The sequence below is a fragment of the Desulfarculaceae bacterium genome (assembly GCA_020444545.1).
Lineage (GTDB): Bacteria > Desulfobacterota > Desulfarculia > Desulfarculales > Desulfarculaceae > Desulfoferula.
Map to the genome: position 1 here is coordinate 96,761 of JAHLKT010000004.1, position 25,397 is coordinate 122,157.

General features: G+C 68.8%; 20 protein-coding genes. 12 read left to right on the forward strand and 8 right to left on the reverse strand.

Annotation, left to right across the window (positions count from 1 at the left end; genetic code table 11):
- Nucleotides 1-3: 3 nt before the first annotated feature.
- The 3 genes from KQH53_12320 to KQH53_12330 all read left to right on the forward strand — a co-directional run bounded on the left by KQH53_12320 (nt 4) and on the right by KQH53_12330 (nt 6,299).
- Entirely contained in the window at nt 4-1,044 is a 1,041-nt protein-coding gene (locus tag KQH53_12320) for a hypothetical protein (protein ID MCB2227455.1), read from the forward strand.
- Nucleotides 1,038-3,722 carry a heparinase II/III family protein gene (locus tag KQH53_12325; protein MCB2227456.1) on the forward strand — a complete coding sequence of 895 codons (2,685 nt, stop codon included), beginning with the start codon at nt 1,038-1,040 and terminating at the stop codon, nt 3,720-3,722. The genes KQH53_12320 and KQH53_12325 overlap by 7 nt, the downstream gene beginning before the upstream one ends.
- Before the next feature lie 177 nt (nt 3,723-3,899).
- Nucleotides 3,900-6,299: a tetratricopeptide repeat protein gene (locus KQH53_12330; GenBank protein MCB2227457.1), complete on the forward strand. Its 2,400-nt coding sequence runs from the start codon at nt 3,900-3,902 to the stop codon at nt 6,297-6,299.
- A gap of 63 nt (nt 6,300-6,362) precedes the next feature.
- Here the strand turns inward: KQH53_12330 and KQH53_12335 are convergent, their stop codons facing one another.
- Nucleotides 6,363-7,109 (reverse strand): class I SAM-dependent methyltransferase, encoded by a 747-nt coding sequence (locus KQH53_12335; protein ID MCB2227458.1) that lies wholly within the window; start codon nt 7,107-7,109, stop codon nt 6,363-6,365.
- Nucleotides 7,110-7,199: 90 nt separating this feature from the next.
- On the opposite strand from KQH53_12335, the gene KQH53_12340 reads away from it, so the two are divergent.
- Nucleotides 7,200-8,900, forward strand: a complete 1,701-nt coding sequence (locus tag KQH53_12340) for a hypothetical protein (GenBank protein ID MCB2227459.1) — start codon at nt 7,200-7,202, stop codon at nt 8,898-8,900.
- Between the two features lie 10 nt (nt 8,901-8,910).
- Here the strand turns inward: KQH53_12340 and KQH53_12345 are convergent, their stop codons facing one another.
- Nucleotides 8,911-9,825: a methyltransferase domain-containing protein gene (locus KQH53_12345; GenBank protein MCB2227460.1), complete on the reverse strand. Its 915-nt coding sequence runs from the start codon at nt 9,823-9,825 to the stop codon at nt 8,911-8,913.
- Nucleotides 9,822-10,718, reverse strand: a complete 897-nt coding sequence (locus KQH53_12350; protein ID MCB2227461.1) for a glycosyltransferase — start codon at nt 10,716-10,718, stop codon at nt 9,822-9,824. Before KQH53_12350 ends, KQH53_12345 begins: the two co-directional genes overlap by 4 nt.
- A 135-nt stretch (nt 10,719-10,853) precedes the next feature.
- Here KQH53_12350 and KQH53_12355 point away from each other — a divergent pair, with 135 nt between their 5' ends.
- From KQH53_12355 to KQH53_12365, 3 genes are read left to right on the forward strand one after another with little or no spacing between them, the layout of a single operon-like run.
- Nucleotides 10,854-12,074, forward strand: coding sequence for a glycosyltransferase (locus tag KQH53_12355; protein ID MCB2227462.1), 1,221 nt, complete (start codon nt 10,854-10,856; stop codon nt 12,072-12,074).
- Complete coding sequence (locus KQH53_12360) at nt 12,071-13,312, forward strand: glycosyltransferase family 4 protein (protein ID MCB2227463.1); 1,242 nt, start codon at nt 12,071-12,073, stop codon at nt 13,310-13,312. The genes KQH53_12355 and KQH53_12360 overlap by 4 nt, the downstream gene beginning before the upstream one ends.
- The gene (locus KQH53_12365; GenBank protein MCB2227464.1) at nt 13,309-14,583 is read left to right on the forward strand and encodes a glycosyltransferase; all 1,275 of its coding nucleotides are present in this window, start codon (nt 13,309-13,311) and stop codon (nt 14,581-14,583) included. The genes KQH53_12360 and KQH53_12365 overlap by 4 nt, the downstream gene beginning before the upstream one ends.
- Before the next feature lie 177 nt (nt 14,584-14,760).
- On the opposite strand, the gene KQH53_12370 is transcribed toward KQH53_12365, so the two are convergent.
- The 4 genes from KQH53_12370 to KQH53_12385 are packed head-to-tail and all read right to left on the reverse strand — an operon-like array spanning nt 14,761 to nt 19,547.
- Nucleotides 14,761-17,193, reverse strand: a complete 2,433-nt coding sequence (locus KQH53_12370) for a tetratricopeptide repeat protein (GenBank protein ID MCB2227465.1) — start codon at nt 17,191-17,193, stop codon at nt 14,761-14,763.
- 11 nt (nt 17,194-17,204) lie between these two features.
- Nucleotides 17,205-18,605, reverse strand: a complete 1,401-nt coding sequence (selA, locus tag KQH53_12375; protein MCB2227466.1) for an L-seryl-tRNA(Sec) selenium transferase — start codon at nt 18,603-18,605, stop codon at nt 17,205-17,207.
- A gap of 33 nt (nt 18,606-18,638) precedes the next feature.
- Nucleotides 18,639-19,199, reverse strand: a complete 561-nt coding sequence (locus KQH53_12380; protein MCB2227467.1) for an NUDIX hydrolase — start codon at nt 19,197-19,199, stop codon at nt 18,639-18,641.
- A 48-nt stretch (nt 19,200-19,247) separates the two neighbouring features.
- On the reverse strand, nt 19,248-19,547 hold the full coding sequence (locus tag KQH53_12385) for a YggT family protein (GenBank protein MCB2227468.1): 300 nt from the start codon (nt 19,545-19,547) through the stop codon (nt 19,248-19,250).
- Between the two features lie 257 nt (nt 19,548-19,804).
- Here KQH53_12385 and KQH53_12390 point away from each other — a divergent pair, with 257 nt between their 5' ends.
- From KQH53_12390 to KQH53_12410, 5 genes are all read left to right on the forward strand, one after another.
- Nucleotides 19,805-20,227 carry a hypothetical protein gene (locus KQH53_12390; GenBank protein MCB2227469.1) on the forward strand — a complete coding sequence of 141 codons (423 nt, stop codon included), beginning with the start codon at nt 19,805-19,807 and terminating at the stop codon, nt 20,225-20,227.
- A gap of 114 nt (nt 20,228-20,341) precedes the next feature.
- Nucleotides 20,342-20,950, forward strand: a complete 609-nt coding sequence (locus KQH53_12395; GenBank protein ID MCB2227470.1) for a rhodanese-like domain-containing protein — start codon at nt 20,342-20,344, stop codon at nt 20,948-20,950.
- Nucleotides 20,951-21,072: 122 nt separating this feature from the next.
- Nucleotides 21,073-22,413 (forward strand): glycerate kinase, encoded by a 1,341-nt coding sequence (locus KQH53_12400; protein ID MCB2227471.1) that lies wholly within the window; start codon nt 21,073-21,075, stop codon nt 22,411-22,413.
- A gap of 10 nt (nt 22,414-22,423) precedes the next feature.
- On the forward strand, nt 22,424-23,425 hold the full coding sequence (locus tag KQH53_12405; protein ID MCB2227472.1) for an ABC transporter ATP-binding protein: 1,002 nt from the start codon (nt 22,424-22,426) through the stop codon (nt 23,423-23,425).
- Nucleotides 23,422-24,390, forward strand: a complete 969-nt coding sequence (locus KQH53_12410) for an ATP-binding cassette domain-containing protein (protein ID MCB2227473.1) — start codon at nt 23,422-23,424, stop codon at nt 24,388-24,390. Before KQH53_12405 ends, KQH53_12410 begins: the two co-directional genes overlap by 4 nt.
- A gap of 79 nt (nt 24,391-24,469) precedes the next feature.
- Here the strand turns inward: KQH53_12410 and KQH53_12415 are convergent, their stop codons facing one another.
- Nucleotides 24,470-25,393 carry a 2-dehydropantoate 2-reductase gene (locus KQH53_12415; GenBank protein ID MCB2227474.1) on the reverse strand — a complete coding sequence of 308 codons (924 nt, stop codon included), beginning with the start codon at nt 25,391-25,393 and terminating at the stop codon, nt 24,470-24,472.
- Nucleotides 25,394-25,397 lie beyond the last annotated feature (4 nt).

Here is a 25,397-nt window from a genome sequence, read left to right on the forward strand (position 1 = left end):
GCGATGGACATATGGCTCCCCGCCTACCTCAAACAGGCGCGCCACCCCCGGCAAAGCGGCCGGGGGCCGGTGCACCTGTGCCTGGCCATCACCGACCACTGGGAGCCCTATTGGGCCGGGGCCGACGAGGCCCGCGCCAGGGCCCGTCTGGAGGCCTGGGAAGAGGGCTGGCCCCGCATGACCGCCGGCCTAGCCGACTGCCGGGGCCGGGCGCCCCAACACGACTTCTACTACCCCCTGGAGGACTATCGGCCGGAGATGCTATCGCGCCTGGCCGAGGTCTGCGCCCAGGGGGTGGGTTCGGTGGAGGTGCATTTGCACCACCACGGCGAAACCAGCGGGGAGCTGGAGGACAAGCTGGCCGGCTACGCCCAGATCCTGCGCCAGGAGCACGGCCTGCTGGGGGTGGACCCGGAGACCGGCCAAGTGACCTACGGCTTCATCCACGGCAACTGGGCCCTGGACAACTCCCGGCCCGACGGCCAGTGGTGCGGCCGCAACGACGAAATCGGCATCCTGGCCCGGAGCGGCTGCTATGCGGACTTCACCATGCCCTCTGGACCCAGCCCCACCCAGACCCGGATCATCAACTCCATCTACTACGCCACCGACGACCCCCGGCTCCCCAAGAGCCACGACCGGGGCGATCCGGCCGAAGTGGGTAAGCCGCCCCGGGGAGATCTGTTGATGGTGCAGGGGGTTCTGGCCCTGGACTGGGGACGGCGCAAATGGGGGCTTTTGCCCCGCCTGGAAATCAGCGAACTGTCCTGGCACAACCCGCCGGACCTCAGGCGGATGCCCCTGTGGCTGGAGCGGGCCCCGGTGGTCAAGGGCGCGGAGCAGGTGCGCTTCATCAAGCTCACCTGCCACGGCGCGCCCGAGCAGGAACACCCGGTTCTCTTGGGCAAGGCCATGAGGACTTTCCTTGAAGGCCTGTGCAACGTATATAATGACGGTCAAAGGTTTTGTCTTTGGTTCATGACCAGCCGGGAGATGGCCCAGACCATTCACCGGCTGGAAAGGGGAGAAGTCCTGGAGTGTTAAAACGGGCCGTCATCATAGGCGCTATTCTGCTGCTGGCCGCCGTCCCCTGCCTGGCCCAGCAAACAGCCGCGCCCGCACCCGCGTCCGCCGCGCCGGCGGGCGCTGCCGCCGCGGCCAAACCGGCCCAGGTCGCGGGCCTCACCGTGAGCACGGCCCATCCCCGCCTGTTGCTCACCCCCAACGACCTTCCCCGTTTGCGCGAAATGGCCCAGGCCCGGGCCCTGCGCTGGCGCCGCTTGCTCTCCTGGGCCCTGGAGCCCGCCCGGAGCGGCGCCGCCCCGGCCGACGGGCCCGGCCTGGCCCTGGCCTCGCTGATCCTCTCCTCCAGCGATCAGGAGCTGTCCCGAAAGCTGGGCAAGCTGGCCGTGGCCTGCGTCCTCAAGGGCGCCCTGTTCGGCACGGTGCAGACCTACTCCAAAGGCACCTTGCTCGGCCAAACCGCCAACCGCGAGCCGTTGGCCCTGTTGGGCCAGGGCTACAAGGTTCTGCGGCCCAGCTTCACGGCCAAACAGTTCCTGCCCGTGTCGCGCTACACCGCCTCCGAGGTGACGGTGCGCTCCGAGGGCGAAGGCGGCCTGGGCAAGGCCAACACCGGCGACACCTACCTGCTCCTGCAAGACGACATTCTGCCCGCCGTCCGCCTGGGCCGCCAGATGGCCCTCACCCTGGACTGGGCCTGGGAGCACTTCGACCAGGCGCAGCGCCGGGGCGTGTGCCGCTGGCTCTTGTCCCAGGCCGAATATTTCGTCGGCCGGGGCCAGGGCTGCTTTGACACCGAATCGGCCGCGGTGCTCAACCTGAGCGCCATGGCCGCCCTGGTGGCCCACGGCACCGAACCCTCGGCGGACAAGCTCTTGGTCCAGGCCTGGGAGCAGCGTTATCTGAGCCAGATCCGCCCCTGCCTGGCCAACCTGGGCGCGGGCGGCGGCTGGTACGAGGGCGACACCCCCGGCGCCCGGGCCGGCCTGGAACTGGTGCTGTTCGCCCTGGCGGTGCGCAGCGCCACCGGCGAGCGCGGCCCCGGCCTGTTGCCCTGGTTCGAGGACCGGCTTTCCTATCTGCTTTTCCGCCTGTTGCCCGGCCTGGCCGAGGCCCCCGCCGGCAAATACCGCCAGGTGGCCCCGGGCGGCGACGAGGTGCTGGCCCCCCTGCAAGCGGCCGAGATGACCCGCATGCAGATGATGGCCCTGTTGGCCCTCCGGCCCGGCGACCCCGCGGCCGGGGCGGTGCGCGCCCTGCTCCTGGACGGCCAGACCCCCACTATGCTGGCTCACAACCGGGTCTTCTGGGACTTCCTGTGGCTGGACCCCACCGCGCCCACCGAGGCCCTGGCCACGGTGGCCCTGAGCAACCTGGCCCCGGCCACGGGCCAGGCGGTGCTGCGCTCGGACTGGTCGGATCGCTCCACCTGGCTGGGCTTCAACTGCGGGCCCCACTTCGCCCTGCGCCAGCACCTGGCCGCAGGCAGCCTGATTTTGTTCCGCCGGGGCATGCTTTTGAGCCAGGAAGGGGGCTACGACGGCCCCACCTCGGCCCACGCCCTGAACTACGGCATCCGCTCGGTGGCCCACAACACCCTGTTGGTCTACGACCCCCAGGAGTATTCCTGGTACGACATGCGGGCGGGCAAGCAGCCCAAGGGCACCTACAGCAACGACGGCGGGCAGCGGGCCTGGTCCCTGTTCAACAACAAGGGACGCCCCACCACAAGCGCCCCCTGGACCGCCAGCGGCTACCAGACCGGCGCGGCCCCCTGGGACAAGCTGGGCGACATCTATCAGGTGGCCCAGATCGAGGCCCTGGAGGACGAACCCCGCTACGCCTATGTGCGCGGCCGGGCCACCGAGGCCTACGACGGCTCCACCCACAAGCTCAAGCGCTTCCTGCGTCACGTGTTCCTCCTCCGGGCCAACGGCCCGGACGACGCCGAGGCGGTGGAGGTGGTGGTGGTGGCCGATGACGTGGAGCTGGCCCGCAAAGGCTTGAGCGTGCACTTCGCCCTGCACTTCGCCGACCGGCCCAAGGCGGCCAGCCCCCTGAAGCAGCTGGCCCCCGGCCGCTGGCGCGGCCCGGCCACGCCCTTTACGGTTATGGCCGGCGAGAGCCGCCTGGAGGTGGTGCCGGTGTGGCCCGCCGGGGCCCGCCTGGACATCACCGGCGGGGCGGGCACCGCCGGCTCCTGGGTGGGCAACCGCAACTACCCGCCCCGGCCGCCCACGGTGAACCCGGCCCCCTGGCGGGCGGAGTACGTGGTGGCCGACGCGGCGGTGATGAGCCAGCCCATGCTGCACGCCCTGCTGCCGGCCGACCAGAAGAGCCTGGAAGTGCCGATGATCAAGGCGGTGAAGACCGGCGACAGCCGCACCATAGGCCTGGAGATCAAAGACCCCACCTGGCCCCGGGTGGTGGTGGTGCGCCTGGGCGAACCGGGGGCCGAGCCGCCGGTGAGCTATCGCTATCCCACGGGCCTCAGCCGCCATCTGGTGGCCGGGCTCAGGCCCGAGACCAGCTACACCGTGAAGGTGGATTCGCTGCAAGTCACCATTTCACCCGGCGAGGGTCTCAAAAGCTCCAAGGCAGGGCTGTTGGCCTTCCGGGTGGCCCCTGCCCTTACCCGAGGCGAAGACCAGAAATCGGCGGCCCAGGAGCCGCCCCGAGTGACCCCGGCCCTGCGCTGATTTGGCTGCCCCCTTTTCAGTCAGGGGTGAAAATGTGCTAGTTTTATATATTGATGTACTGGACATCCGGTGCATCGGTCCGCGGCGCGAGCCACGCGGCGCCCGGAAACCGCCAATCGGCCGGTTTCCCCTATGGGCCACGGCAAGGAACGCGCGCAAACATGGTGGGAGAAAAGCATGAAACCCATGGCAAACGCATTGGGCAGGCTGGGGCTGGTTGCGCTGGTCGCGCTGGCCCTTTGTTTGGGGGGCGCTTCGGCTTGGGCCCAGACCAAGGAAGAGTTCCTCAAAAAGGGGCAGCAGTATTACGACCAGGGCAAGTTCCGCGAGGCGGCCTTGGAGTTCCGCAACGCGGTGCAAAAAGACCCGCAGTATGCCGATGCCCATTACAAGCTGGCCCTTACCTATCTCAAGCTGGGAGACCTGGGCCAGGCCTACCGCATGTTGTTCAACGTGGTGACCCTGGACCCGGAGAACCTGGACGCACAGGTGCGCCTGGGGCAGATCGCTCTGCTGGCCGGACGGGTCAACGAGGCCATGGAGCGCGCCGAGATAGCGCTCAAGGAAAAGCCCGAGGACGTTGATGCCCTGGTGCTCAAGGGGCAGGCCTTCAGCCAGCTCCAGGAGACCGCCAAGGCGGTGGTCACCCTGGAGGCCGCCCTCAAGCTGGCGCCCCAGCGCCCCGACATTCGGGTGCTCCTGGGCCAGCTGCACGTGGAGGAAGGCCGTCCGGACTTGGCCGAGAAGGAGTTCCGCGAGGCCATCAAGCTGGCTCCCAATTTGCTCACCCCGCGCCTTTTGCTGGTGCGCCTGTTCCTGAACCAGAAGCAGGACCAAAAGGCCCTGGAAGCCCTCAGGGCGACGGTCAAGGCCCATCCCCAGGAGGCCCGCCTCCAGCTCATGCTGGTGGAGCTGTTGATGCGCATGCAGCAGCCCGGCGAGGCTGAGCAGGCCCTGCAAAAGCTGGTGGCCACCAACCCCGGCGAGGAGCGTCCCCGCCTGGCCCTGGCCCGGCTTTATGCAGTCAACGGCCAGTTCGACAAGGCCCAACAGACCTACCTGGCCACGGTGCGCCAGTTCCCCAACTCCATGTGGCCCTCCCTGATGACCGCCCGCTTCTTCGCCTCGCGCGGAGAGATCAGAAAGGCCCTGGCCTATCTGAACCAGGCGGCCAAGGTGGCCCCGGACTCGCCGGTGCCCTTGAACGCCCTGGCCGAGCTGGACCTGGAGCGCGGCCTGTTGGACGAGGCCGAAAAGCGCGTCAAGACCATCCTGACCAAGTTCCCGGGCAACGCGGCGGCCGAGATTCTGCAAGGCCGGTTGCTGGCCGCCCGGGGAGACCTGGACAAGGCGGTGGCCACCCTCACCGCGGTCATCCGCCAGCGGCCCAACGACCCCGAGGCCCTGTTCCGCCGGGCCCAGGCCTTTGCCGCCCAGCGCAAGCCCCAGCTGGCCCGCGCCGACCTGATCAAGGCGGTGCAGGCCGACTCGGCCGACACCCGGGCCCGCTTCCTCCTGGCCGCCATCTACGCCCGCTCCGGCGAGCTCTTGCAGGCCATCAACGAGATGAACCAGATCCTGGCCCTGGAGCCCAAGAACCTGGCCGCCCTGGAGATGCGCGGCCGCCTCTATCTGGCTCAGGGAACCTACAACAAGGCCCGCGAGGACTTCACGGCCCTGATCAAGCGGGCGCCGGACTCGGCGGCGGGCTACTACCGCATGGGCATGTTGGCCCAGGCCCAGAAACAGCCCGCCGAGGCCAAGAAGTATTATGAAGAGGCGCTCAAGCGCAATCCCGGCAACATCGACGCCCTGATGCGCATCGCCTTCATCTACATGTCCGAGCAGAAGCAGGCCCAGGCCGTCAAGCGGGTCGAAGCCCAGATGGACAAGGTGGAGCGCAAGGACCTGATCTACAACCTGCTGGGCGACCTGTACATGATCCAGGCCCAGCCGGCCAAGGCGGTGCCCCAGTTCAAGAAGGCCCTGGAGCTCAATCCCCGCCTGATCACCGCCCTGATGGGCCTGGCGGCCACGGCGCGCAGCACGGGCAACCTCAAGGAGTCCGAGAGCTACCTGCAAAAGGCGCTCAAGCTCAACCCCAACAACCCCACCGCCCTGGTGGCCCTGGGCGACGTTCGCGAGCTGATGGGCAACATCGACCTGGCCATCGAGGACTACCGCAAGGCGCTTAGCCTCAACCGGGACTTCGTGCCCGCCCTGAACAACCTGGCCTATCTGCTGGGCCAAAAGGGCGGCGACAAGAACCTCAACGAGGCCCTGCCCCTGATCCAGCGGGCCAAGCGCCTGGCTCCCGGCGACCCCCGGGTGCTCGACACCCTGGGCTGGGTGCTCAGCCAGCGCGGGGCGCACACCAGCGCCCTGGCCGAGCTGAACGACGCGCGCAAGCTCAACCCCAACAACGCCACGGTGTACTACCACCTGGGGGCCACTTACATGGCCATGAACAAGCTGGAGGAAGCCAAGACCAACTTGCAGAAGGCCATCTCCCTGGGCAACTTCCGCGAGAAAGACGCGGCGGTCCGCCTGCTCAAGACCCTGCAAGGCAAGGGCTAGACCCAGCCGAGAAACGACCAAGCGCCGCCCTCCGGGGCGGCGCTTTTTTTTATGGGTGCTGGCCTAGGAAGAGCAGTCGCGCTTGACCAGCAGCAGGTGCATCCAGATAGGCCGGGGAGAGCTCAGGCGCTGCTCAAGGCTCAGCAAGCGGGCCCCCAACTTGCCGGCCAGGCGGCGCCAGCCCGTGGGCGGGGCCGGACGCTTGAGGCGCGCGCCGCAGTGCACGCAGGGCTCCTGCTGGTCGTAGGAGCCGTAGGGATAACCGGCCAGGGCCATCAGCCGGTCGCTGAGCCAGTTGGTGCGCTCCGAGGCCCGGCCCACCAGGCCGCTCCGGGCCACCCGGCAGGCGGGAAACAGCTCGGCGATGCGATGCTCATCAAAGCGGTTGAGGTGGCCGTAGGGCGGGTTGACTTTGCCGCAGGTGAGGCACACCAGGCGGCCGAAGCGCAGGTCCTGCTCATAGGGCACGCCCAGCACCAGCTCGCAGCGGGCCACCCGCTCCAGCTCGGCGGCGGCCCGCTCCACTCCGGGGATATGCTCCAGCACCTCGGTGCACAGCACGACGTCGAAGCTCTCGTCCGGGAATTGCAGCTTGGTGGCGTCGCCTTGCACCGTGGTCACGCCCGGCAAGTCGATCTCCGGCTCCTCCAGGTCCAGGGCGGTGATGCGATCGAAGCGCTCCCGCAGGAGACCGGTGAAGTAGCCGTCGCGGGCCCCGATCTCCAACAGGCTTTCACGGCCCGAGGGCAAAAGGCCCATCAGGTCGGTGATGCGCTCCTGTTCCTTGGGGCTGTACTTGCTCAGATCCATGGGCTGTCCCTTCGGCGCGGGGCGAATAAGGTTGTTTGGGCCCGCGAATGTTGCCTATTCTAGAGTATGTCTCAGCCCAAAGGTAGCCCCATGAAAACCGGCCTTTGCTCCGTCATCCCGCCGCGCCTGGCCGCCCTGCTCCTGGCGGCCCTTGTTTTGCTCCTGGCCGCCCCGGCCCTGGCCGCCGCCCCGGCCAATCCCGACGCGCGGGCCTATGTCGGCTTCTTCCCCATCGCCCGGCCCTCGGGCACCCTGCCCGTGACCCTGGTGCCCCACCCCAGCGCGGTGGCCCGGGTGGTGCCGGTGAGCTTCGGGGTGCCTTTCCCGCCGGGCTGCCTGCGCGACCCCAATAACCTGGCTCTGTTCGACAACAGCGGCGGCGAGATGCCCATCCACGTCACCGTCTTGGCCCGCTGGCAGCCCCCGGTCCCCGGCGCGCCCAGCATCCGCGCGGTGCTGGTGCAATACCTGGACCTCATGGCCACGGCGATGCCCCGCACCTACACCCTGCGCTGGGGCAAGCCCCGCCGCGAGAACCGCGAGCGAGGCTTTCCGCCGGACCAAGGATGGTTTCCGGTGGCCGACGGCTCCTACCCCGCCTTTAGGGTCAAGGATCCGGTGGCCTGGGCCATGTTCCCCGCTTCATGGCTGGGGCAATCCCTGGTCAAGAGCCGCCTGGCCCCGGCCGGCGCGTACCCGAGCTTCCACTGGCTGGAGCGGGCCCGGGCCGGCTTTTTCAAGCAGGCCATCAACAAGCCCATCCTCATCAAACGTCAGGCAGTGCAAAAGAACGCCAAGAAGCGCTACGGGGTGGACTATGTCAACGACTACAAGGCCTGGCTCTTCGACCGCACCACCACCATCTTTTTGAATTACCTGACCACCGGCAAGCTGGAGCCCTTGGCCTACGCCCTGCGCGACGTGCAGTATTACGCCAGCAAGATTAAGCCCGACGGCAATTTCGCCATGCGCAACGCCAGCCCCGGGGCCAACGTGGAGTACGGCAACCAGGAGGCCCTGGCCATCGGCTGGTTCCTCACCGGCCTTCCCCGGCTCAAGCAAGCGGCCCTGCGCCTTACCAAGCTCCTGGATGCCTGGAACCCGGAGTACAGCCCCAGCCGCAGCTTCTGGACCGAGCGCCACCTCTCCTTCCACATCATGATCGCCACGGCCGGCTACGAGATCACCGGCGACCCGGCCCTGTTGGCCCGGGCCCGCCGGGGCTTCGAGATCGGCTACAACATGCAGACCAACCCGCCGCCGGGCGCGCCCCGGGACGGCTGCCTGATCCACACCGGCAAGCAACACAGCGCCCCGGTGAAGGGCTGGACATGCAGCCCCTGGATGTCGGTGCTCTTCGTGGACGCGGCCCTGCGCTACTACATCGTCAGCGCCGACCCCCGCGTGCCCCAGAGCATCCTCATGCTGGCTGACTACATGGTCAAGCAGGGCACCTACCGCTACAAGGCCAAGAACGCCAAGCGCGTGGAGACCCTGCCCTACTATCTGGCCAGCTCGGCCGAGCAGTCGGAAAAGGCGGTGAGCACCGACCGCATGCACTGCCTGGACACCAGCAAGATCATGGCCGCGGCCATCTACTTCGCCCGCAAACAGGGCAAGCCATACGCGCACTACCAGAAGCTTCTTAACGAGCTGTTCGTCTCGGCCAAGATGATGCTGCCCCCGGTGCGCCCGGGGCGCAAGACTCCCTACACCCTCAACCCCAGCCGCAAGTTCTCCTGGTGGTTCCGTCCCACCGCGGACCTGCCCTGGCTGCTGAATCAGAAATAAACGGGATTTTTCAGACCGGCTTGAGCACCATCACCGCCATGCGGGCGCCCAGCTCGCGCGGGGTGTAGCGCCCCCGGAAGCGGGGGGCCAGGGGCAGGCGTGAGAGCAGCTCCAGGTCCGCCGGGCTGGGCCACTGCACCTCCTGGTGCACCACCCGGAGCCCGGCCTCGCGGAAGATGGCTAGATAGTCCGGCAGGCGCAGGCGGTTCTGATAGTGCAGGCCGCTGTTGATCAGGCCCCAGGCCCCATCGCCCAAGCTCAGGAAGTTGTACACGCTCAGGCTGGGGTCGAATCCGGCGTAATGGTCCTGCATGTTCCACAGATGACAGACCACCCCGCCCGGGCTCACCAGGCGGCGGCACTCGGCCATGATGGGCAGAAGCATGTCTTCGGGGATGTGCTCCAACACGTGGCTGGAGCTAACCAGATCGAAGCCGCCGCCAGGCAGGCCGGTTGAGCGGGCGTCCATGGGCGCGCGGTAGTCGATGCCCAGGCGGGTCTTTAGCTGGGCCGCGCTGGCCAGCGGTTCGCTTGGCAAGGGCCTGAGGGGCCGCCCGGCCAGGGCCTCCAAGCGGGGCCAGCGCTCGCGCAGGCGCTCCACCGCGTGGTTGATGAGATACCAGTCGGCGATAGGCTTGAGGTCGGCCAGAATCTGGCTATCCACCCCCAGAGCGTATAGCGCCAGGGGCACGGCCAGGTCCTGGCCCGCGCCGAACTCATAGGTGTTGGCCGGCCCCTCGGGCAGCGGCCCCAGGGTGCGCGCCGCGTGGACGTACTCCACCGCCATCTTGAAGCGGCGCACCATCTTTTCCGGCGAATGGGGCAGGCCGTGATAAACGTGGCGGGCCAGGAGATAGTTGATCCGCTCCCCCTTGGGGGTGGCGGAGAGAATTTTTTGCACGGCGGCCTTGGCCAGCCACCTCACGCGGTCTTCTCCCAGACGGCGCCTTGCCAGGCGGCCAGGCGCGGGGCCAGTGAACAGGCCAGGGGCTCGATGTGGCGCCCCGCCGGACGGCCCCGGTCCACCCAATAGCCGTGCTTGCCCAGGTAGTAGAGGATGCCCCGCATGTGGCTGATGGACATGCGGGAAAAGGGCCGCTTATGGCTGATCTGCCGGGTGTGGTGCATCACTCGGAAGTAGGGGTAGTAGACCACCGCTTTGCCCGCCTCCCAGCAGCGCAGGCACCAGTCCACATCCTCGGGCGAATAGAAGATGCGCTCGTCCAGGGGCCCCACCAGCTCGAAAAGCTCGCGCCGAAAGAACCAGCAGCAGCTGATGGCCGTGTGCACCGGGCGGGGCCGCTCAAAGGGGAAGTCCGGGTACCAGTCGGTGTTGCTCATGGTGGGCGCGCCCACGATGCCCGGCAGCTTGCGCAGCTTGTCGGTGAGAGTGGGCAGCTTTTTCACCGAATCGTAGGTGCTGCCGTCGGGCATGATGATCCGGGGGGCCAGGATGCCCACCTCGGGAAAGCGCTCCAGGAAATCCAGCACCCCGACGATGCCGTTTTCCAGAAGCTCGGCGTCCGAGTCCAACACGCAGATCACCCTCCCCTGGGCGCGGGCGAGGGCCAGGTTGCGCGACACGGTGGTGCCTTGGTTCTCGGGAAGATGCAAGGCGTGCAGGCGCGGCCCCAGGTTTTGGCGATACTCCCGGAGCAGGCGGGCGGTGCCGTCGCTGGAGCCGTTGTCCACCACCCAGATTTCCCAATCCAGGCCCGCCTCGGCCGACATCAGCGCCGCGGAGCTAACCGCGCCGGGCAGCCGCTCCGCATCATTGAAAGATATGATCACAAAACTGATATCGGGCCTATGGCTCACTGCGGACTCTCCAGCGTAAGTACCCTTGATAATCAGGATAACCGCCTGGTTAGCATGATACAAGCCCTTGAGATAAGGTTGACACCCCCAATGCCGGGGGCCTAGATTGCATGATATGAAGAGTTGTTCTCAATTATGGCGCACAGCGGCGAGGTGCGGGTGATTCCCAACAGCGGTCGAAACCTGGGCACGGGAGGTGGGGAGCAGTCCCCCCGGGTGCTGGCCCTCAGCGACCAATACCCCAACCTGCTCAGGCCGGGCTGGGCCGCCTTCAACCGCCAGCAGCTGGCCGCCCTGGCCGAGCTGTGCCCCCTGGCCCTGGTGGCTCCGGTGCCCTGGCCCTTGGTGGTTCGGGCGGGGCGGCTGTCCTTGCCCTCGCAAGACAAGCCCTTTACCGTGGATTGGCCGGTGTTCTGGTACCTTCCCCGCCTGCTGCGCCGCCGCCATGGCCGGGCCTTCCTGCGTTCCGCCTGGCCCTGCCTGCGCAAGCGGGCCCGCGATCTGGGGCCCAATGTATTCCTGGCCACCTGGCTCTTCCCGGCCGGATGGGCCGGCCTGGGGGCCGCCCGCCGCCTGGGGCTGCCCCTGGTCATCAAGCTGCACGGCAGCGACCTGATGCTGCTCAAAGAAGACCCCGCCCGCTTGCCCTATCTACGCGAGGCCCTGAGCGGAGCCAGCGAGGTGGTGGCGGTGAGCCCCGCTTTGGCCCAGGAGGCCAGCGCCCTGGGTGCCAAGCGGGTGAGCGTGGTGCCCAACGGACTGAATCGCGAGCTGTTCACCCCGGCCGACCAGCGCGCCGCCCGCGAGGAGCTGGGCCTGCCCAAGACCGACAAGCTGCTGGTCTACGTGGGGCGGTTGCATCCGATCAAGGGCCCGGACTTGGCGGTGCAAGCCCTGACCCGGCTGCCCCAGGTCCGCTTGGTCATGGTGGGCGGCGGTGCCGAGGAGCCGCGCTTGAGAGACCTGGCCGCCCAGCTAAAGGTGGCCCCCCAGATCATCTGGGCCGGGCCCCAGGAGCACCGCAAGGTGCCGCGCTATCTGGCCGCGGCCGACGCCCTGGTCTTGCCCAGCCGCTCCGAGGGCGACCCCAACGCGGTGCTGGAGGCCCTGGGCTGCGGCCGCCCGGTGGTGGCCGCCCGGGTGGGCGGGGTGCCCGAGGTGGTGGCCGAAGGCCGCACCGGGGCCATGTTCCCGCCGGGAGACCCCGGGGCCATGGCCGAGGCGGCAACCCGGGTGCTGGAGCGGGATTGGGATGCCGACACGCTGGCCCAGGCCGTGGCCGGGCGCTCCTGGCGCGACAGCGCGGCCCAACTCTATCAAGTATTGGCCCGTGCCGCCGGGGAGGCCGCCGCATGAAGCGGGCCGCCCTGGTCACCTATCTCTGGCCGCCCGCCTCCGGGGCCGGGGTGCACCGTCCCCTGAAGTTCGCCCGCTATCTGCGCGATTTCGGCTGGGACCCCCTGGTGCTCACCGCCCAGCGCCCCGCCGCCCTGGCCCACGACCCGGCCCTGGCCAACGAGCTGCCCCCGGATTTGGAGGTGGTGCGCCTGTTCAACCTGGAGGCCGGGGGAGGCGGCGGCAAGGCCTCGGCCGGGGACGCCTCCTCCTGGAAGCGCTGGCTGGCCGGGCTGGTCTTCCCGGACCGCCACGTGCTCTGGCTGGCCACCGGGCTGCCCAAGGCCCTGGCCGCCTGCCGACGGGCGCGGCCGGAGGTGGTGCTGGCCACGGCCCCGCCCTTTACCAGCCTGGTGCTGGGTTGGCTCCTGGCCCGCCGTTTGGGCCTGCCCTTGGTGCTGGACTTCCGCGACGTGTGGAGCGGCTTTTACAGCCGGGGCTTCGAACCAGGCCAGGCCAGCCCCCTGCGCCTGAATCTCATCCGCCGCCTGGAGGGCCGCCTGGTGCAGGGCGCCTCGGCGGTGATCACGGCCAGCGCCTCCCACTCCCGCGAGCTGGCCCGCTTCTACGGCCAGCCGGAGAGCAAGTTCACCTGGCTGCCCAACGGCTATGACCCGGCTGATTTCCCCCCCGCGCCGGAGCCGCCGCGCGGGGACAAGTTCTCTCTGCTGTTCACCGGCACCCTGTTCGGCGTGACCAGCCTCAAGCACCTGTGGGCGGGCCTGGAGCTGCTGAGCCCCGAGGAACGGGCCAATTCCCGGGTGCAAGTGGTGGGCCGGGTGGCGGGTGGCGAAATCGCCGATCCCGGCCTGCAAGGCCTGGAGGTGGAGGTCAGCGGGCATCTGCCCCACGCCGAGGTGGTGCGCCTGCAACAGGAGGCCTCGGCCCTGCTGCTCACCCTGGAGGACTTGCCGGGCAGCGCGGGGGTGATCCCCAGCAAGCTCTACGAGTATCTGGCCGCGCGGCGGCCCATCCTGGCCCTCACCGCCCGGGGCGAGGCCAGCGCCATCGTGGAGGCCTGCCAGGCGGGCGCGGTGGTGCCTCCCGGCGACGCGGCGGCCGTGGCCCGGGTGCTGCGCGCCTGGCTGGACGAGCCGCCCGCCGCGCCTCCCGCGCCCCCGGCCATCTTCAGCCGGGTGGAGCAGACCCGCCGTTTGGCCCGCATCCTGGACCGTGCTTCCCAAGGAGGCGCGCCATGAGCCTGCCTGGCCTGCCCCTTGATCAAGGCCCCCTGGTGCTGGCGGTGTCCTTCCACTACCCGCCCGCGCCCGAGCCCCGCGCGGTGCAGGTGCACCGCCTCTTGGCCGCGGCCCGGCTGCCGGTGATGCTCCTGCGCGGCCATGACGTTATCACCGATCCCGACGCCAGCGTGGCCGTGGGACGCGGTTTCACTCCCCTGGCCGAGGTCTTGCTACGCTACGACCGGGGCCGTGGCCTGCTGCGCCGCCAGAACCGCTGGCTGCGCCGGGGCCTGCCGGTGTGGGGCCGCACGCCCGACGCTTGGCGCTCCTGGGCCCGCCCGGCCACTCAGGCCGCCCTGCGTCACCTGCGCCTCAGCGGCATACAGCCCGAGGTGGTGGTGAGCTTCGCCTTCCCCTGGAGCGACCATCTGGTGGGCCAGGCCCTGGCCCGCGAGCTTAACCTGCCCTGGGTGGCCCATTTCAGCGACCTGTGGAGCGACTGGCCCTTCCGGGGCGACGACCGCTGGAGCGCCCAGTATAACCGCCGCCTGGAGGAGCGCATCGTCGCGGGCGCGGACCTGTGCCTGTTCCCCACGGGCGGCATGGCCGAGGTGTTCATGCGCAAGTACCCGGAGGCCTGGCGGGGCAAGGCGCGGGTGCTGCCCCATCTTTACGATCCCGAGGCCTTCGGCCCGGGCGAGTTTGCGCCCGGCGGGGAGCGGATCATCCGCTATCTGGGCAGCCTCTACGGCTCGCGCTCGCCCAAGCCTCTGTTCCAGGCTTTGGGCCTGCTCCTGCGCGAAAGCCCCACTCTGCTGGAGGGGGTGCGCCTGGAGATTGTAGGCGAGCCGCCTCTGAACCTGGAGGCGGACCAGGACCTGGCCGCCCTGCCCCCGGGCCTGGTGGAGTTCACGGGCCGCGTTTCCTACCAGCGCAGCCTGGAGTTGATGCAGAGCGCCGAGGCCCTGATGCTCCTGGAGTTCCCGGCCGAGGAGAGCGTGTGGCTGCCTTCCAAGCTGGTGGACTACCTGGGAGCGGGCCGTCCCATTCTGGGCATCGCCCCGCCCGGCGAGGCAGCGGATTTCATCCTGCGGGCCGGAGGCGCGGTGGCTCCGCCCGGCGACCCCGTGGCCGTGGCGGTCATGCTCACCGACTATCTGCAAAGGCCGCCCGCGCCCACGCCCTGGGGTGATGCGGCCATGCGGCAAGAATACGAAGCCACCCGGGTGGCTGGTTTGTTCAAGGATTATCTGAGAGAAGTTTTGAATAAAAAGAAAAGCGGCCTGTAGGCAGGCTCGCCCTTAATTTCCCATCTTTCTTTCCGCCGCACAGCTATCCCCGGCACAGCCAGGCGGCGGCAGGCAAGGCGTCCGGCAAGCGACAGCCGGAGCTGTAGCGCGGCCTACAGCGAGGCTGGAGCGCCGCCGGCAACGCAGCATCCCGCTGTCTGGCGAAGCCGGCCGGCGCTAATCCAAGGCGTCTTCCGCCTCATGCGCCAGATCCAGCAACTCTTCCAAGCGCTCATTGTCCGGCCAGCGCTCCACCGCGTCCTCCAACAGCTCCGAGGCCTCCTGGGCCTGGCCCAGGGCCAGCATGGCCCGGGCCACCACCCCCACGTGGCGGGGCTCGTCCGGCTCCTGCTGCTGGGCCCGCTTGGCCAGGGACAGGGCGATCTCGCTGTTGGCCCCCCGGTCCAAATAGAGCACGGCCAGCCCGCCCAGGGCGGCGATGTCGCGGGGATTGTGCTTCACCGCCTCCTTGAAGGCGGCCTCAGCCGGTCCGGTCTCCCCGGCGGCGGCCAGCATCTGGCCAAGGCGGCAGTGCACCGCCGGGCGGCACTCGGGCCGGGCCGCGGCGCGGCGGAAGTAGTCCAGGGCCTCGTTGGTGTGGCCCTGCTTCTGGGCCAGGGCCCCCAGCTGGAACAAGGTGTCCGCGTGCTGGGGCTCCAACTCCAGGCTGCGGGCCAGGCAAGGCCCGGCCTCCTCCACCCGCTCCAGGTTCAATAGGGCCAGGCCCAGGTTGTAGTGGGCCATGAAGTCCTGGGCCGAAACCTCCACCGCGCGGCCGAAGTACTCCGCCGCCCGCTCCATGTTGCCCAAACGGCCGTGGCACACCCCCAGGCTGTTAATCACATTGGGCTCGTCGGCCTGGAGCAATAGCGCCTTCTCGTACTCGGCCACCGCCTCGCTCAGGCGGCCCGCGTTGTACAGGGTGTCGCCGGAGACGTTGAGGCTCACCGCGTCGCAGGCCACCGCCGAGTAAGGCTCCAGATAGCCTGCATGCACCAGGGCCTTGGCCGCGTGGTCCATGGCCTCGCCCTTGGCGAATCCCTCGCGGGGATGGGCCGCTACCCCGGCCCGCACCGGCCGCCCGCCCGAGCTGCGCATGGCCTCCAAGGCCTCGCCGGCGGCAGCCAGGGCCGCCTCCGCGTCCAGGCCCGGAGCCAGCACGGCCAGGGCCTCGGGGGAGTAGCGCCCCACCACGGCCTCGGGCCCGAAGCTCTGGCGCGCCGCCGAGGTTAGGGCGGCCATGAGCGTTTCCGCCCCTACCCGGCCCACCACCTCGGCCATGCCCTCCAGGCCCTCCACGCCCAACACGGCCACGGCCAAGGGTTCCTCGCCCGTGCACAGGGCCGAGTAGGCGGCCATGAGAGAGCGCCGCTCCAAGGCCCCGCTGGCCTGCTCCAGGGTTACGGCCACCTCGCCGCCCCCCAGGGCCAGGGTCTGGCGGCGGCCCGGCTCCTCGGAGGGCGCCTCCTGGGGAGCCAGGCGGTGCAAAACGTCGCCTGGCCGGAGCAGGCTGGCCGGGGAGTTCAGCTCCACCACCTCGGCCAAGGATTCTTCGGAGCCCAGCTTGCTCACCGCCACCGAGGCCTTGGCCTGCTCCGGGCCCTTGTCCGGGTCGCTCACCGCGAAGCGCTCGCCCTCGGTGAGGCCGTGGGCCCGGCCCAGGTTGATCAGCACCCGGTCCAGGGGCATCACCTCCTGCACCCGTCCGGCCCGCGCCGCGATCTGGTAGAAAAAGAGCAATTCCTCCAGCCCGGCCCGCTCCGCCGCCTGGCGGGCGCGCTGCACCCGCAGCTTTAAAAGCGCCCCGGTCTCCACCGCCGGGCGGTTGCCCCGGTGCTCCAGACGCGCCGCGCCCATGGCCAGGCTCACCGGCCACACCGGCCCGCCGTTGCCCTCGGGGCTAAGCTGGGCCGCGCGCCCGGCGATGCTCTCGGCCGCTTCCTGGGCGCGTTCCTCGCCGCCGGGCAGGAGCACGTAGAACACCTCGCCCACCCGGGCGCGCAGGGCCGCCCCGGGCGCCGCCTCCTTGGCCAGGGCGGCCAGGCCCCGGAGCACCTGCTCGCTGAAGCGGCGGCCGTGGCGCTCCTGCCAGGAGGCCAGGCCCCGGGGCGAAAAGGCCAACAGGGTCAGCCCCCCGCCCTCGTCGTCATCCAGGGTCAGGCGGCCTTGGGCGGACGCGGCGGGCAGGCGGGCCACCTCGGTGCTGAGCGCCGCGTCCAGGGCGGCCTCGTTGCCCAGGCCGGTGAGCCCGTCGGTCTCGGCGGCCAGGCGGTAGCGCACCAGGGACAAAGCGGTGTCCACCAGCGAGGCCAGGAAGGGATGCACCTGGCTGGGCAGCTGCTCCAGGCTCACCCCGTTGACGGCCAACAGGCCCAGGGGGCGGCTGCCGTCCAGCAAGGGGATGAGCAAACGGCGGTTGCCGCTGTCGAATACGGCGCGGCCTTTGCCCAGGGCCTCGCTGAGCACCTGGTGATTGGGGTCTTGGGGGCCGGGCGGAGGCAAAAGGTCGATGCGCGCGCTGCCCAGGGCCTTGCGGAAGGGGGGCTTGAGAATCTCCTCGCAACGGGAAAGGTCGCCGAAGCTCAGCTCGGCGGATGGCGCTGGGGGCAAGGGCTTCCTCCTCAGGCGGCCAGGGCGGCCAGGGCGCGGGCAATGGCCGCGGCGTCGCCGTCCTGAAGGGTGCGGGGATCGATGAGCAGGTGTCCGTCTTCCAGGCGGCAGATTATGGGCGGGTCGCCCCCGCGCAGGGCCTGTTCCAGGCGAGTGGGGCTCATGCCCTCCACCTCCACCTGCACCAGACGGGTGCGCGGCGCGGACAGGGGCATGGCGCCTCCGCCCACCCGGCTCACCCCCTCGCGGGTGCTCACCTTGAGCCGCTCCAGGCCCAGGCCCTTGAGCCGCCGGGCCAGGCGCGCGGCCCGGCCCGAGAGGCGCTCATAGGGCGCGGTGATCATGGCCAGGGTGGGTATCTCGGCCAGGGCCTTCTCGGGCTCGCGGTAGAGCTCCAGGGTGGCCTCCAGGGCGGCCAGGGTCAGCTTGTCCACCCGGAGGGCGCGGTTGGTGGGGTTCTTGCGGCAGCGCTCCACGTACTCGGCCTTGCCCAGGATCACCCCGGCCTGGGGACCGCCCAGGAGCTTGTCGCCGCTGAAGGTGACCAGGTCCACGCCCTCGGCCAGGGCCTGCTGCACCGTGGGCTCCTTGGGCAACCCATAGGGCGAGAAGTCAACCAGGCTGCCCGATCCCAGGTCCTCCATCACCGGCAAATGGTAGCGGTCTCCCAGGGCCTTGAGCTCGCTCAGGGAAACTTCCTTGTGAAAACCCACCACCGCGAAGTTGGAGGTGTGCACCTTGAGCAGCAGCGCGGTGTTGGAGGTGATGGCGTTCTCGTAGTCGTGCAGATGGGTCTTGTTGGTGGCCCCGACCTCGCGCAGGATGGCCCCGGAGCGGGCCATCACGTCCGGGATGCGGAAGGAGCCGCCGATCTCCACCAGTTGGCCCCGGCTCACCACCACCTCGCGCCCCGCGGCCAGGGTTTGCAGGCTGAGCAGCACCGCGGCCGCGTTGTTGTTCACCACCAGAGAGGCCTCGGCTCCGGTGAGCTCGCAGAGCAGCCGGTCCACATGTACGTAGCGGCTGCCCCGGGCGCCCTGGGCCAGGTCGTACTCCAGGTTGCTGTAGCCCTGGTTCAGCTCCAGGAGGCGCTCCAAGGCCCGCTTGGTCAGCAAGGAGCGCCCCAGGTTGGTGTGCACCACCACCCCAGTGGCATTGACCACCCCCCGCAGGCTGGGCGCGGCCAGGCACAGGGCCAGCTCGGCCGCAGCCGAGGCCGTGGCCTCCAGCTCCAGCTCGGCCGGAGTCACCTCTTCATCGGCCAGCAGGCGGCCCCGCAGGCCGTCCAGATATTGGCGCACCGCCGAAAGCACCACCGGGCGGGGCACCTGGCCCTCCAGGGATGCAATGCGGGGGTGGACCAAGAGGGTGTCCACCTTAGGCAGACGCGCCAACTGCTGCTGATCCGGCATGGGGCCTCCTAGCCTCCTAAGGGTGCCTTACTACTACAACAAAGGCTTGTTTTGAGCAAGAACTTGTCCCTGGCGAAGCCAATAAAAGCTCAGCGCGGCGATGACGATGCAGTGGTCTATCTCGCCCGAGGCCACCATGTCCGGCAAGCGGCCGGACTCCACCTGGAACACCTCGATGCTCTCGCCGGGGTCCAGGTCCGGCTCGCCGGCCAGCTGGGCGTTCAGGCCCAAATAGGTGTGGCAGGCATTGTCGAAAAGGGCCGGGTTAGGGTTCACCTTGCCCAGGAACTCGAGGTTTTCGACCACATAGCCGGTTTCCTCGCGCAGCTCGCGGACCGCGGCCTGGGCCGGGTCTTCGCCCGGGTCCACCAGGCCGCCGGGTATCTCCACAGCCCAGTCCTCGCTGCCGTGGCGCCACTGCTTGATGAGCACCACGTTGCCTTCCGGGGTGAGGGCCACGATGTTGACCCAATCGCTGGAGTGCAAGGTCACGAAGTCAGCCGTATGGCTGCCCAAACGGCGGCGGCTGCGGGTGACGCTTAGCACCGGATGATCTAGAATCTTGTCGGAATCGAGGATTTCCCATCCTGACATGAACAGGGCTGCCTTTCGGGGGCGATGCGGGGGTGGCGTGGGCCGTCCCTACTGCATGGTCATGGCGTTGCCGATGATCACGCTCATCAGGCCGGAGATGACCACGTTTTGGATGAAGATGATGGCCAGGATCAGGACGACCGGGGCCACGTCGAAGCCGCCGAAGCTGGTGGGAATCCAGCGCCGGATGCGCCAGAGCACCGGCTCGGTGACCGCGAACAAAAAGCGCACGATGGGGTTGTTGGGGTCCGGGCGCACCCAGGTTATCACCGCGGCCGCGATGATGATCCACATGTAGGCTCCCAACAGCCAGCTGATGAATTGCAGGATTTTGACCATAAAAACCATGGCGATGTCCCCAAAGTTGTTGTCAGGGCCGCAGAGGCCGTATCATAACGGTGATCCTGGCCCACGGCCGGGAACTGAGCGGGCGGACTATGCTCTGATAGATACTAGGGATAGTTGCATATTTCAACGACTCCGCCCTATTGAGTTTGTAAATCTAACTTGTTATACTGTTTTCCATTAAACCGAGCAACACATTCCCGCCCCGCCACCCGCCTGTGGAGAGGGGTTTGTGCGCGGCGGGAGGGAGTAATCAACCCATGAAATACAAGAGACTGGCCCTGGTGCTTGGATTGGTTGCCGCCCTGGCTCTGGGGCTTGCCCTGGCCGTACCCGCCGAGATGACCAAACCCGCCGACTGTCAGAACCCGACTCTTTGCGCCGAAAAGATGCGCTTCGGGGAGCAGGCTTTTGCCCGCGGCGACTACGCCTCTGCTAAAACATACTTCAAGCAGGCGGTCCAGGCGGACCCCAAATCGGCTCGAGCCTGGGCCTTCTACGATCTTTCCATCATGTACGACGTGGCCCTGCAAGTGCAGAAGGCCGGCCAGGTGAAGGTCTCCGGCGCTCCGGTGCCCGGCACCGCTCCGGCCGCTTCCGGGGCTCCCGCGGCCGCCGCGCCCCCGGCCCCCAAGCCCTCATCTCCCCAGCCGGTGCTGCAGATTCAGGACGAGGGATGTTAGCCTCTGTCCCAAGCTGATAACCGTCGAGTAATAGTGACGGCCCGGGCCGTTCCCCGGGCCGCCGTCATGCCCAACTAACTTAACCCACTAGATATCCAGACGGAGGTAGGCGAAATGAAGAAATTGGTAGTCATCCTTATGGCCGTGGCTTTTGTGGCCACCATGGCCAGCATGGCCCTGGCCGGCAGCAACCCCCTGAAGGCCAATGAGAAGGCTTTCCACAAAGAGGTGACCAGCTGGATTCCCAAGGACATGTACCGCACCACCGCTCAGCTGCACGCCAAGTGGCTGGAGGTTCTGGCCGGCAAGTCCAAGGCGTACCTGCTGGACGTGCGCACCCATCCCGAGTTCGCGGCCTTCCATATCGAGGGCTCCAGCCACATCCACGCTGGCCACATGTACACCATCCCCAAGAAGATCAAAGATCCCAACGCGGAGATCTGGGTCTACTGCCGCACCCAGCACCGGGCCGGCTACGTGGCGGGCATGCTGTACAAGTACGGCTATAAGAACGTCTACTACGTTTCCAAGGACGGCAAGGTCCCCGGTGGCGTCGTGGGTTGGGCCGCCATGGGCTACCCCTTCGTGAACTACTTCGCCGGTCAGTTCAAGATCACCCAGTACATGAAGCAGGGCTCCTGGTCCGAGCGCAACTGCGGCAACTACATCCGTGAGTTCGCCGGCCAGCGCGGCGAGATCTGCGGCAAGAAGACCATGAAGTAAGCATCGGCTGAAATTCAGCTCCCTGGGGGGGCCGCGGCAACGCGGCTCCCCCTTGTTTTGTTCAATCCCCGGCTGCCTTGTGGTAGCCTGTCGATAAATTGCAACCCCTGGAGAATCGCCTCATGCCCTCCCCTCAGCTTAGAAAAGACGCCCAAGACATAATCGACACGGCCCTGGCCGCGGTGGACCCCTTCCGCGCGGTCAGCCAGGCCCTCAGGCTCGAGGGAGACACCCTCCAAGTGGGCGGCGAGGCCCTGGATCTCAAGCAATACGCCCGCATCATCGTGGTGGGGGCGGGCAAGGCCGGGGCGCCCATGGCCCAGGCGGTGGAGACGGTCCTGGGAGAGCGCATCGGCGACGGCCGGGTGGTGGTCAAGGACGGCCACGGCGGGGAGACCAAGATCATCAATATCGACGAGGCCAGCCACCCGGTGCCCGACGCCCGGGGGGTGGAGGCGGGCCGCTCCATCGCCGATCTGGTGACCGAGCACGCCGCGCCCGACACCCTGTTCCTGTGCCTCCTCTCGGGCGGAGGCAGCGCCCTGTTGGTGGCCCCGGCCGACGGCATCGCCCTGGCCGACAAGCAGGAGACCACCCGCCTGCTCTTGGCCTCGGGCGCGGACATCGGCGAGATCAACGCCATCCGCAAGCACCTGAGCGAGCTCAAGGGCGGCAACCTGGCCCGCCGGGCCGCGCCGGGCAAGGTGATCAGCCTGATCATCAGCGACGTGGTGGGCGACCGCCTGGACGTGATCGCCTCGGGCCCCACGGTTCCCGACCTGAGCACCTGGGGCGAGTGCCGCGACATCCTGACGCGCTACGGCATCTGGGACCAGGTTCCCAACCCGGTGCGCCAGCGCATTGAGCAAGGCCTGGCCGGCGAGCTGCCCGACACCCTCAAACCCGGCGACGCCGAGCTGGCCGGGGTGACGAACCTCATCGTGTCCAGCAACCGGGGCGCGGTGGAGCAGGCGGCGGCCAAGGCCCGCGAGCTGGGCTATGCCTCCCTGGTGTTGGGCACCACCATCGAGGGCGAGACCGCGCCCGTGGCCCGGATGCACGCCGCCATGGCCCGCGAGTGCCTGGCCTCCGGGCAACCCGCCACCCCGCCCTGCTGCCTGTTGAGCGGCGGCGAAACCACCGTCACCCTGGGCGACAGCCCGGGCAAGGGCGGGCGCAACATGGAGTTCTCCCTGGCCGCGGCCATCGACCTGGCCGGGGAGGACGGCGTCTTGGCCGTCAGCCTAGGCACCGACGGCACCGACGGCCCCACCGACGCGGCCGGGGCTTGGGCCGACGGCGAAAGCGTTGCCCGGGGCGCGGAACAGGGCCTCAAGGCGCGGGACTTCCTCACCCGCCACGACGCTTACAATTTCTTCCAGCCCCTGGACGATCTGATCATCACCGGCCCCACCCGCACCAACGTCATGGACCTCCGGCTCATGCTGGTGGCGGGCAAATAAGAGGGCGGCCTTGAACGAAGCCCTCCTGAGCATTGACGACCTGAGCACCGTCTTCGACACGGAGGACGGCCCCATCGTGGCCGTGGACGGCCTCAGCCTGTCCGTGGCCCCGGGGGAGATCGCCGGGCTGGTGGGCGAAAGCGGCTGCGGCAAATCGCTCACCGCGCTCAGCGTCATGGGCCTTTTGCCCCCGCCGGGGCGGGTGGCCGCAGGCCGCATCCTCTTCGAGGACACGGACCTCCTCACCCTGCCCCCCCGCCGAATGCGCGAGCTCAGGGGCGAGGAGATCTCCATGATCTTCCAGGAGCCCATGACCTCGCTCAACCCGGTGTTCACCGTGGGCCGCCAGATCGCCGAGGAGATAACCACCCACCGCGAGGGCTCCTCCGCCGAGGCCTGGCAGCGGGCCATCGCCATGCTGGACAAGGTGGGCATTTCCGAGCCCGAGGCCCGGGCCAAGGCCTACCCCCACCAGCTCAGCGGTGGGATGCGCCAGCGGGTGATGATCGCCATGGCCCTGGCCCTGGACCCCAAGCTCTTGATCGCCGACGAGCCCACCACCGCCCTGGACGTGACCATTCAGGCCCAGATTCTGGAACTGATGCGCCATCTGCAATCCGAGACCGGGGCGGCGGTGCTCCTGATCACCCACAACCTGGCCGTGGTGGCCCAGACCTGCTCGCGGGTCATGGTCATGTACACCGGCCGCCTGGTGGAGGACGCGTCGGTGGACGAACTCTTCGACCACCCCCTCCACCCCTACACCGAGGGGCTCCTGGCCTGCCTGCCCGCCCGCGCTCCCCGGCCGGGCCAGAAGCTGCCCACCATCGGGGGCATCGTGCCCGCCCTGGGCAACCTGCCCCAAGGCTGCGCCTTCAGTGACCGTTGCCCCCGCGCCTTCGAGCCCTGCCGCCAAGCCGAACCCGCTCTGGTGGAGGTGGCCCCTGGCCATTCGGTGCGCTGCTATTTGCACCATGACCAGGCCCGGCGGGAGCGGAGGATCGCGGCATGAGCCAGGGCAGCGGCCTGCTGGCCCTGGAAGGCCTCACCAAGCACTTCCGGGTGGGGGCCGGCTTCATGGGCACCAAGCGTCAGACGGTGCACGCGGTGGACCAGGTTAGCCTGGAAGTGCATGAGCACGAGGTGCTGGGCCTGGTGGGCGAGAGCGGCTGCGGCAAGTCCACCCTGGGCCGCCTGGCCCTGGGGCTGATCAAGCCCACCACCGGCCGGGTGCTCTTCGAGGGCCGCGACGTGACCTCCCTGGACCGGGCCGGGTGGAAGGAACTGCGCCGCCAGATGCAGGTGGTGTTCCAGGACCCGGCCACCTCGCTCAACCCGCGCCTCAACGTGGGCTCCATCCTGGCCGAGCCCTTGGTGATCCACGGCATGGCCAAGCCCGAGGCCCGGGCCCGGGTGGGCGAGCTGTTGGCCGAGGTGGGCCTTAGGCCCGAGCACGCCCGGCGTTATCCCCACCAGTTCAGCGGCGGCCAGCGCCAGCGCATCGGCATTGCGCGGGCCCTGGCCCTCCGGCCCCGCCTGGTGGTGGCCGACGAGCCGGTGAGTGCCCTGGACGTGTCCATCCAGGCCCAGGTCTTGAACCTGCTCATGGAGCTAAAGAAAAGCTTCGGCTTAACTTACATCTTCGTGGCCCACGACCTCTCCGTGGTGCGCCACGTGTCCGACCGGGTGGCGGTGATGTATCTGGGCAAGGTGGTGGAGCTGGCCCCGGCCGAGGTCTTTGACGCCCCGCCGCGCCACCCCTACACCGAGGCCCTGTTGGCCGCCGCGCCGGTGGCCGACCCCCACCGGGCCATGCAGCCCCCGCCGGTCAAGGGCGACGTGGCCAGCCCGGTGAACCCGCCCTCGGGCTGCCGTTTCCGCACCCGCTGCCCAGAGGCCCAGGACATCTGCGCCGTCGAGGAGCCGCCCCTCAAAGAGATTGGCCCGAGGCACCGCTGCGCCTGCCACTTCCGCTAGGCACCGGCTTGGCCAGTCACCCGCACAAAAAAAGCGCCGGCCCGAAGGCCGGCGCTGCTTGTTTTTGGATTAATGTCTACTACTGGTCCAGATAGCCGGCTTCCCGCGCCTGCACCAACTGAGTGAGCGTCTGGTTGACCGGGGTGGGCAGGCCCACCTGCTCGCCTTGGCGCACCACCGCGCCATTGATGTAGGACACCTCGGTACGGCGGGACTTGCGCACGTCCTGGAGCATGGAGCTGATGTTGGCCGCGGTGCGGTGGGCCACCTCCTGCACCGCCCGGAGCATGTCCTGGTGCAGGAACTTGACCCCAATGGCCTGACCCACGCTCACCGCCTCGGCCACGGCCGCGGCCATGACCTTGCCCGCGGGGGGCAGCTCCAAAAGGCGGCCGTTGGGCACCTCCAGGATGGCGGTCAGGGAGTTGATGCCCACGTTGATCACCAGCTTGGTCCAGATGAGGTTCTGCACCCCCTCCACGCCCTTGGTGTCGAAGCCCGCCGCGTTGAGTAGCTGCACCACCTGCTGGCAGTAGGCGTCCACCGGCCCCTGGGCGGGTCCGATGTGGGTCTGGCCCCGTCCGGCGTGGCGCACCCGGCCCAGGCCCAGGAGCGTAGCGCCCTCGCTGGTGATGCCGCCCAACACCCTGGCCGGCCCCAAGGCCTCCACTAGGGTCTCCACGTTCTCGGCCCCGTTTTGCAGGGTCAGGACGCGGGCTTCGGGGGCCAGGTTGGCCCTGAGCACCCGGGCCACACCCTGGGTGTGGTAGGCCTTGGTGCACACCACGGCCAGGTCCACGGAGCCCAGGACCGTTGGGTCGGCGGTGGCCTCCACGGCCAGGCGCTCGCTGCCCTCGGGATGCTCCAGGGACACCTGTTGCTCATTGATCTTGGCGGCCCGTTCCGGCCGGTAGTCCAACAGGACCACCTCGGCCCCGGCCTTCTTCAGGCGCGCGGCCAGCATGAGGCCCATGGCCCCGGGCCCTATAACGGCTACTTTCATCTCG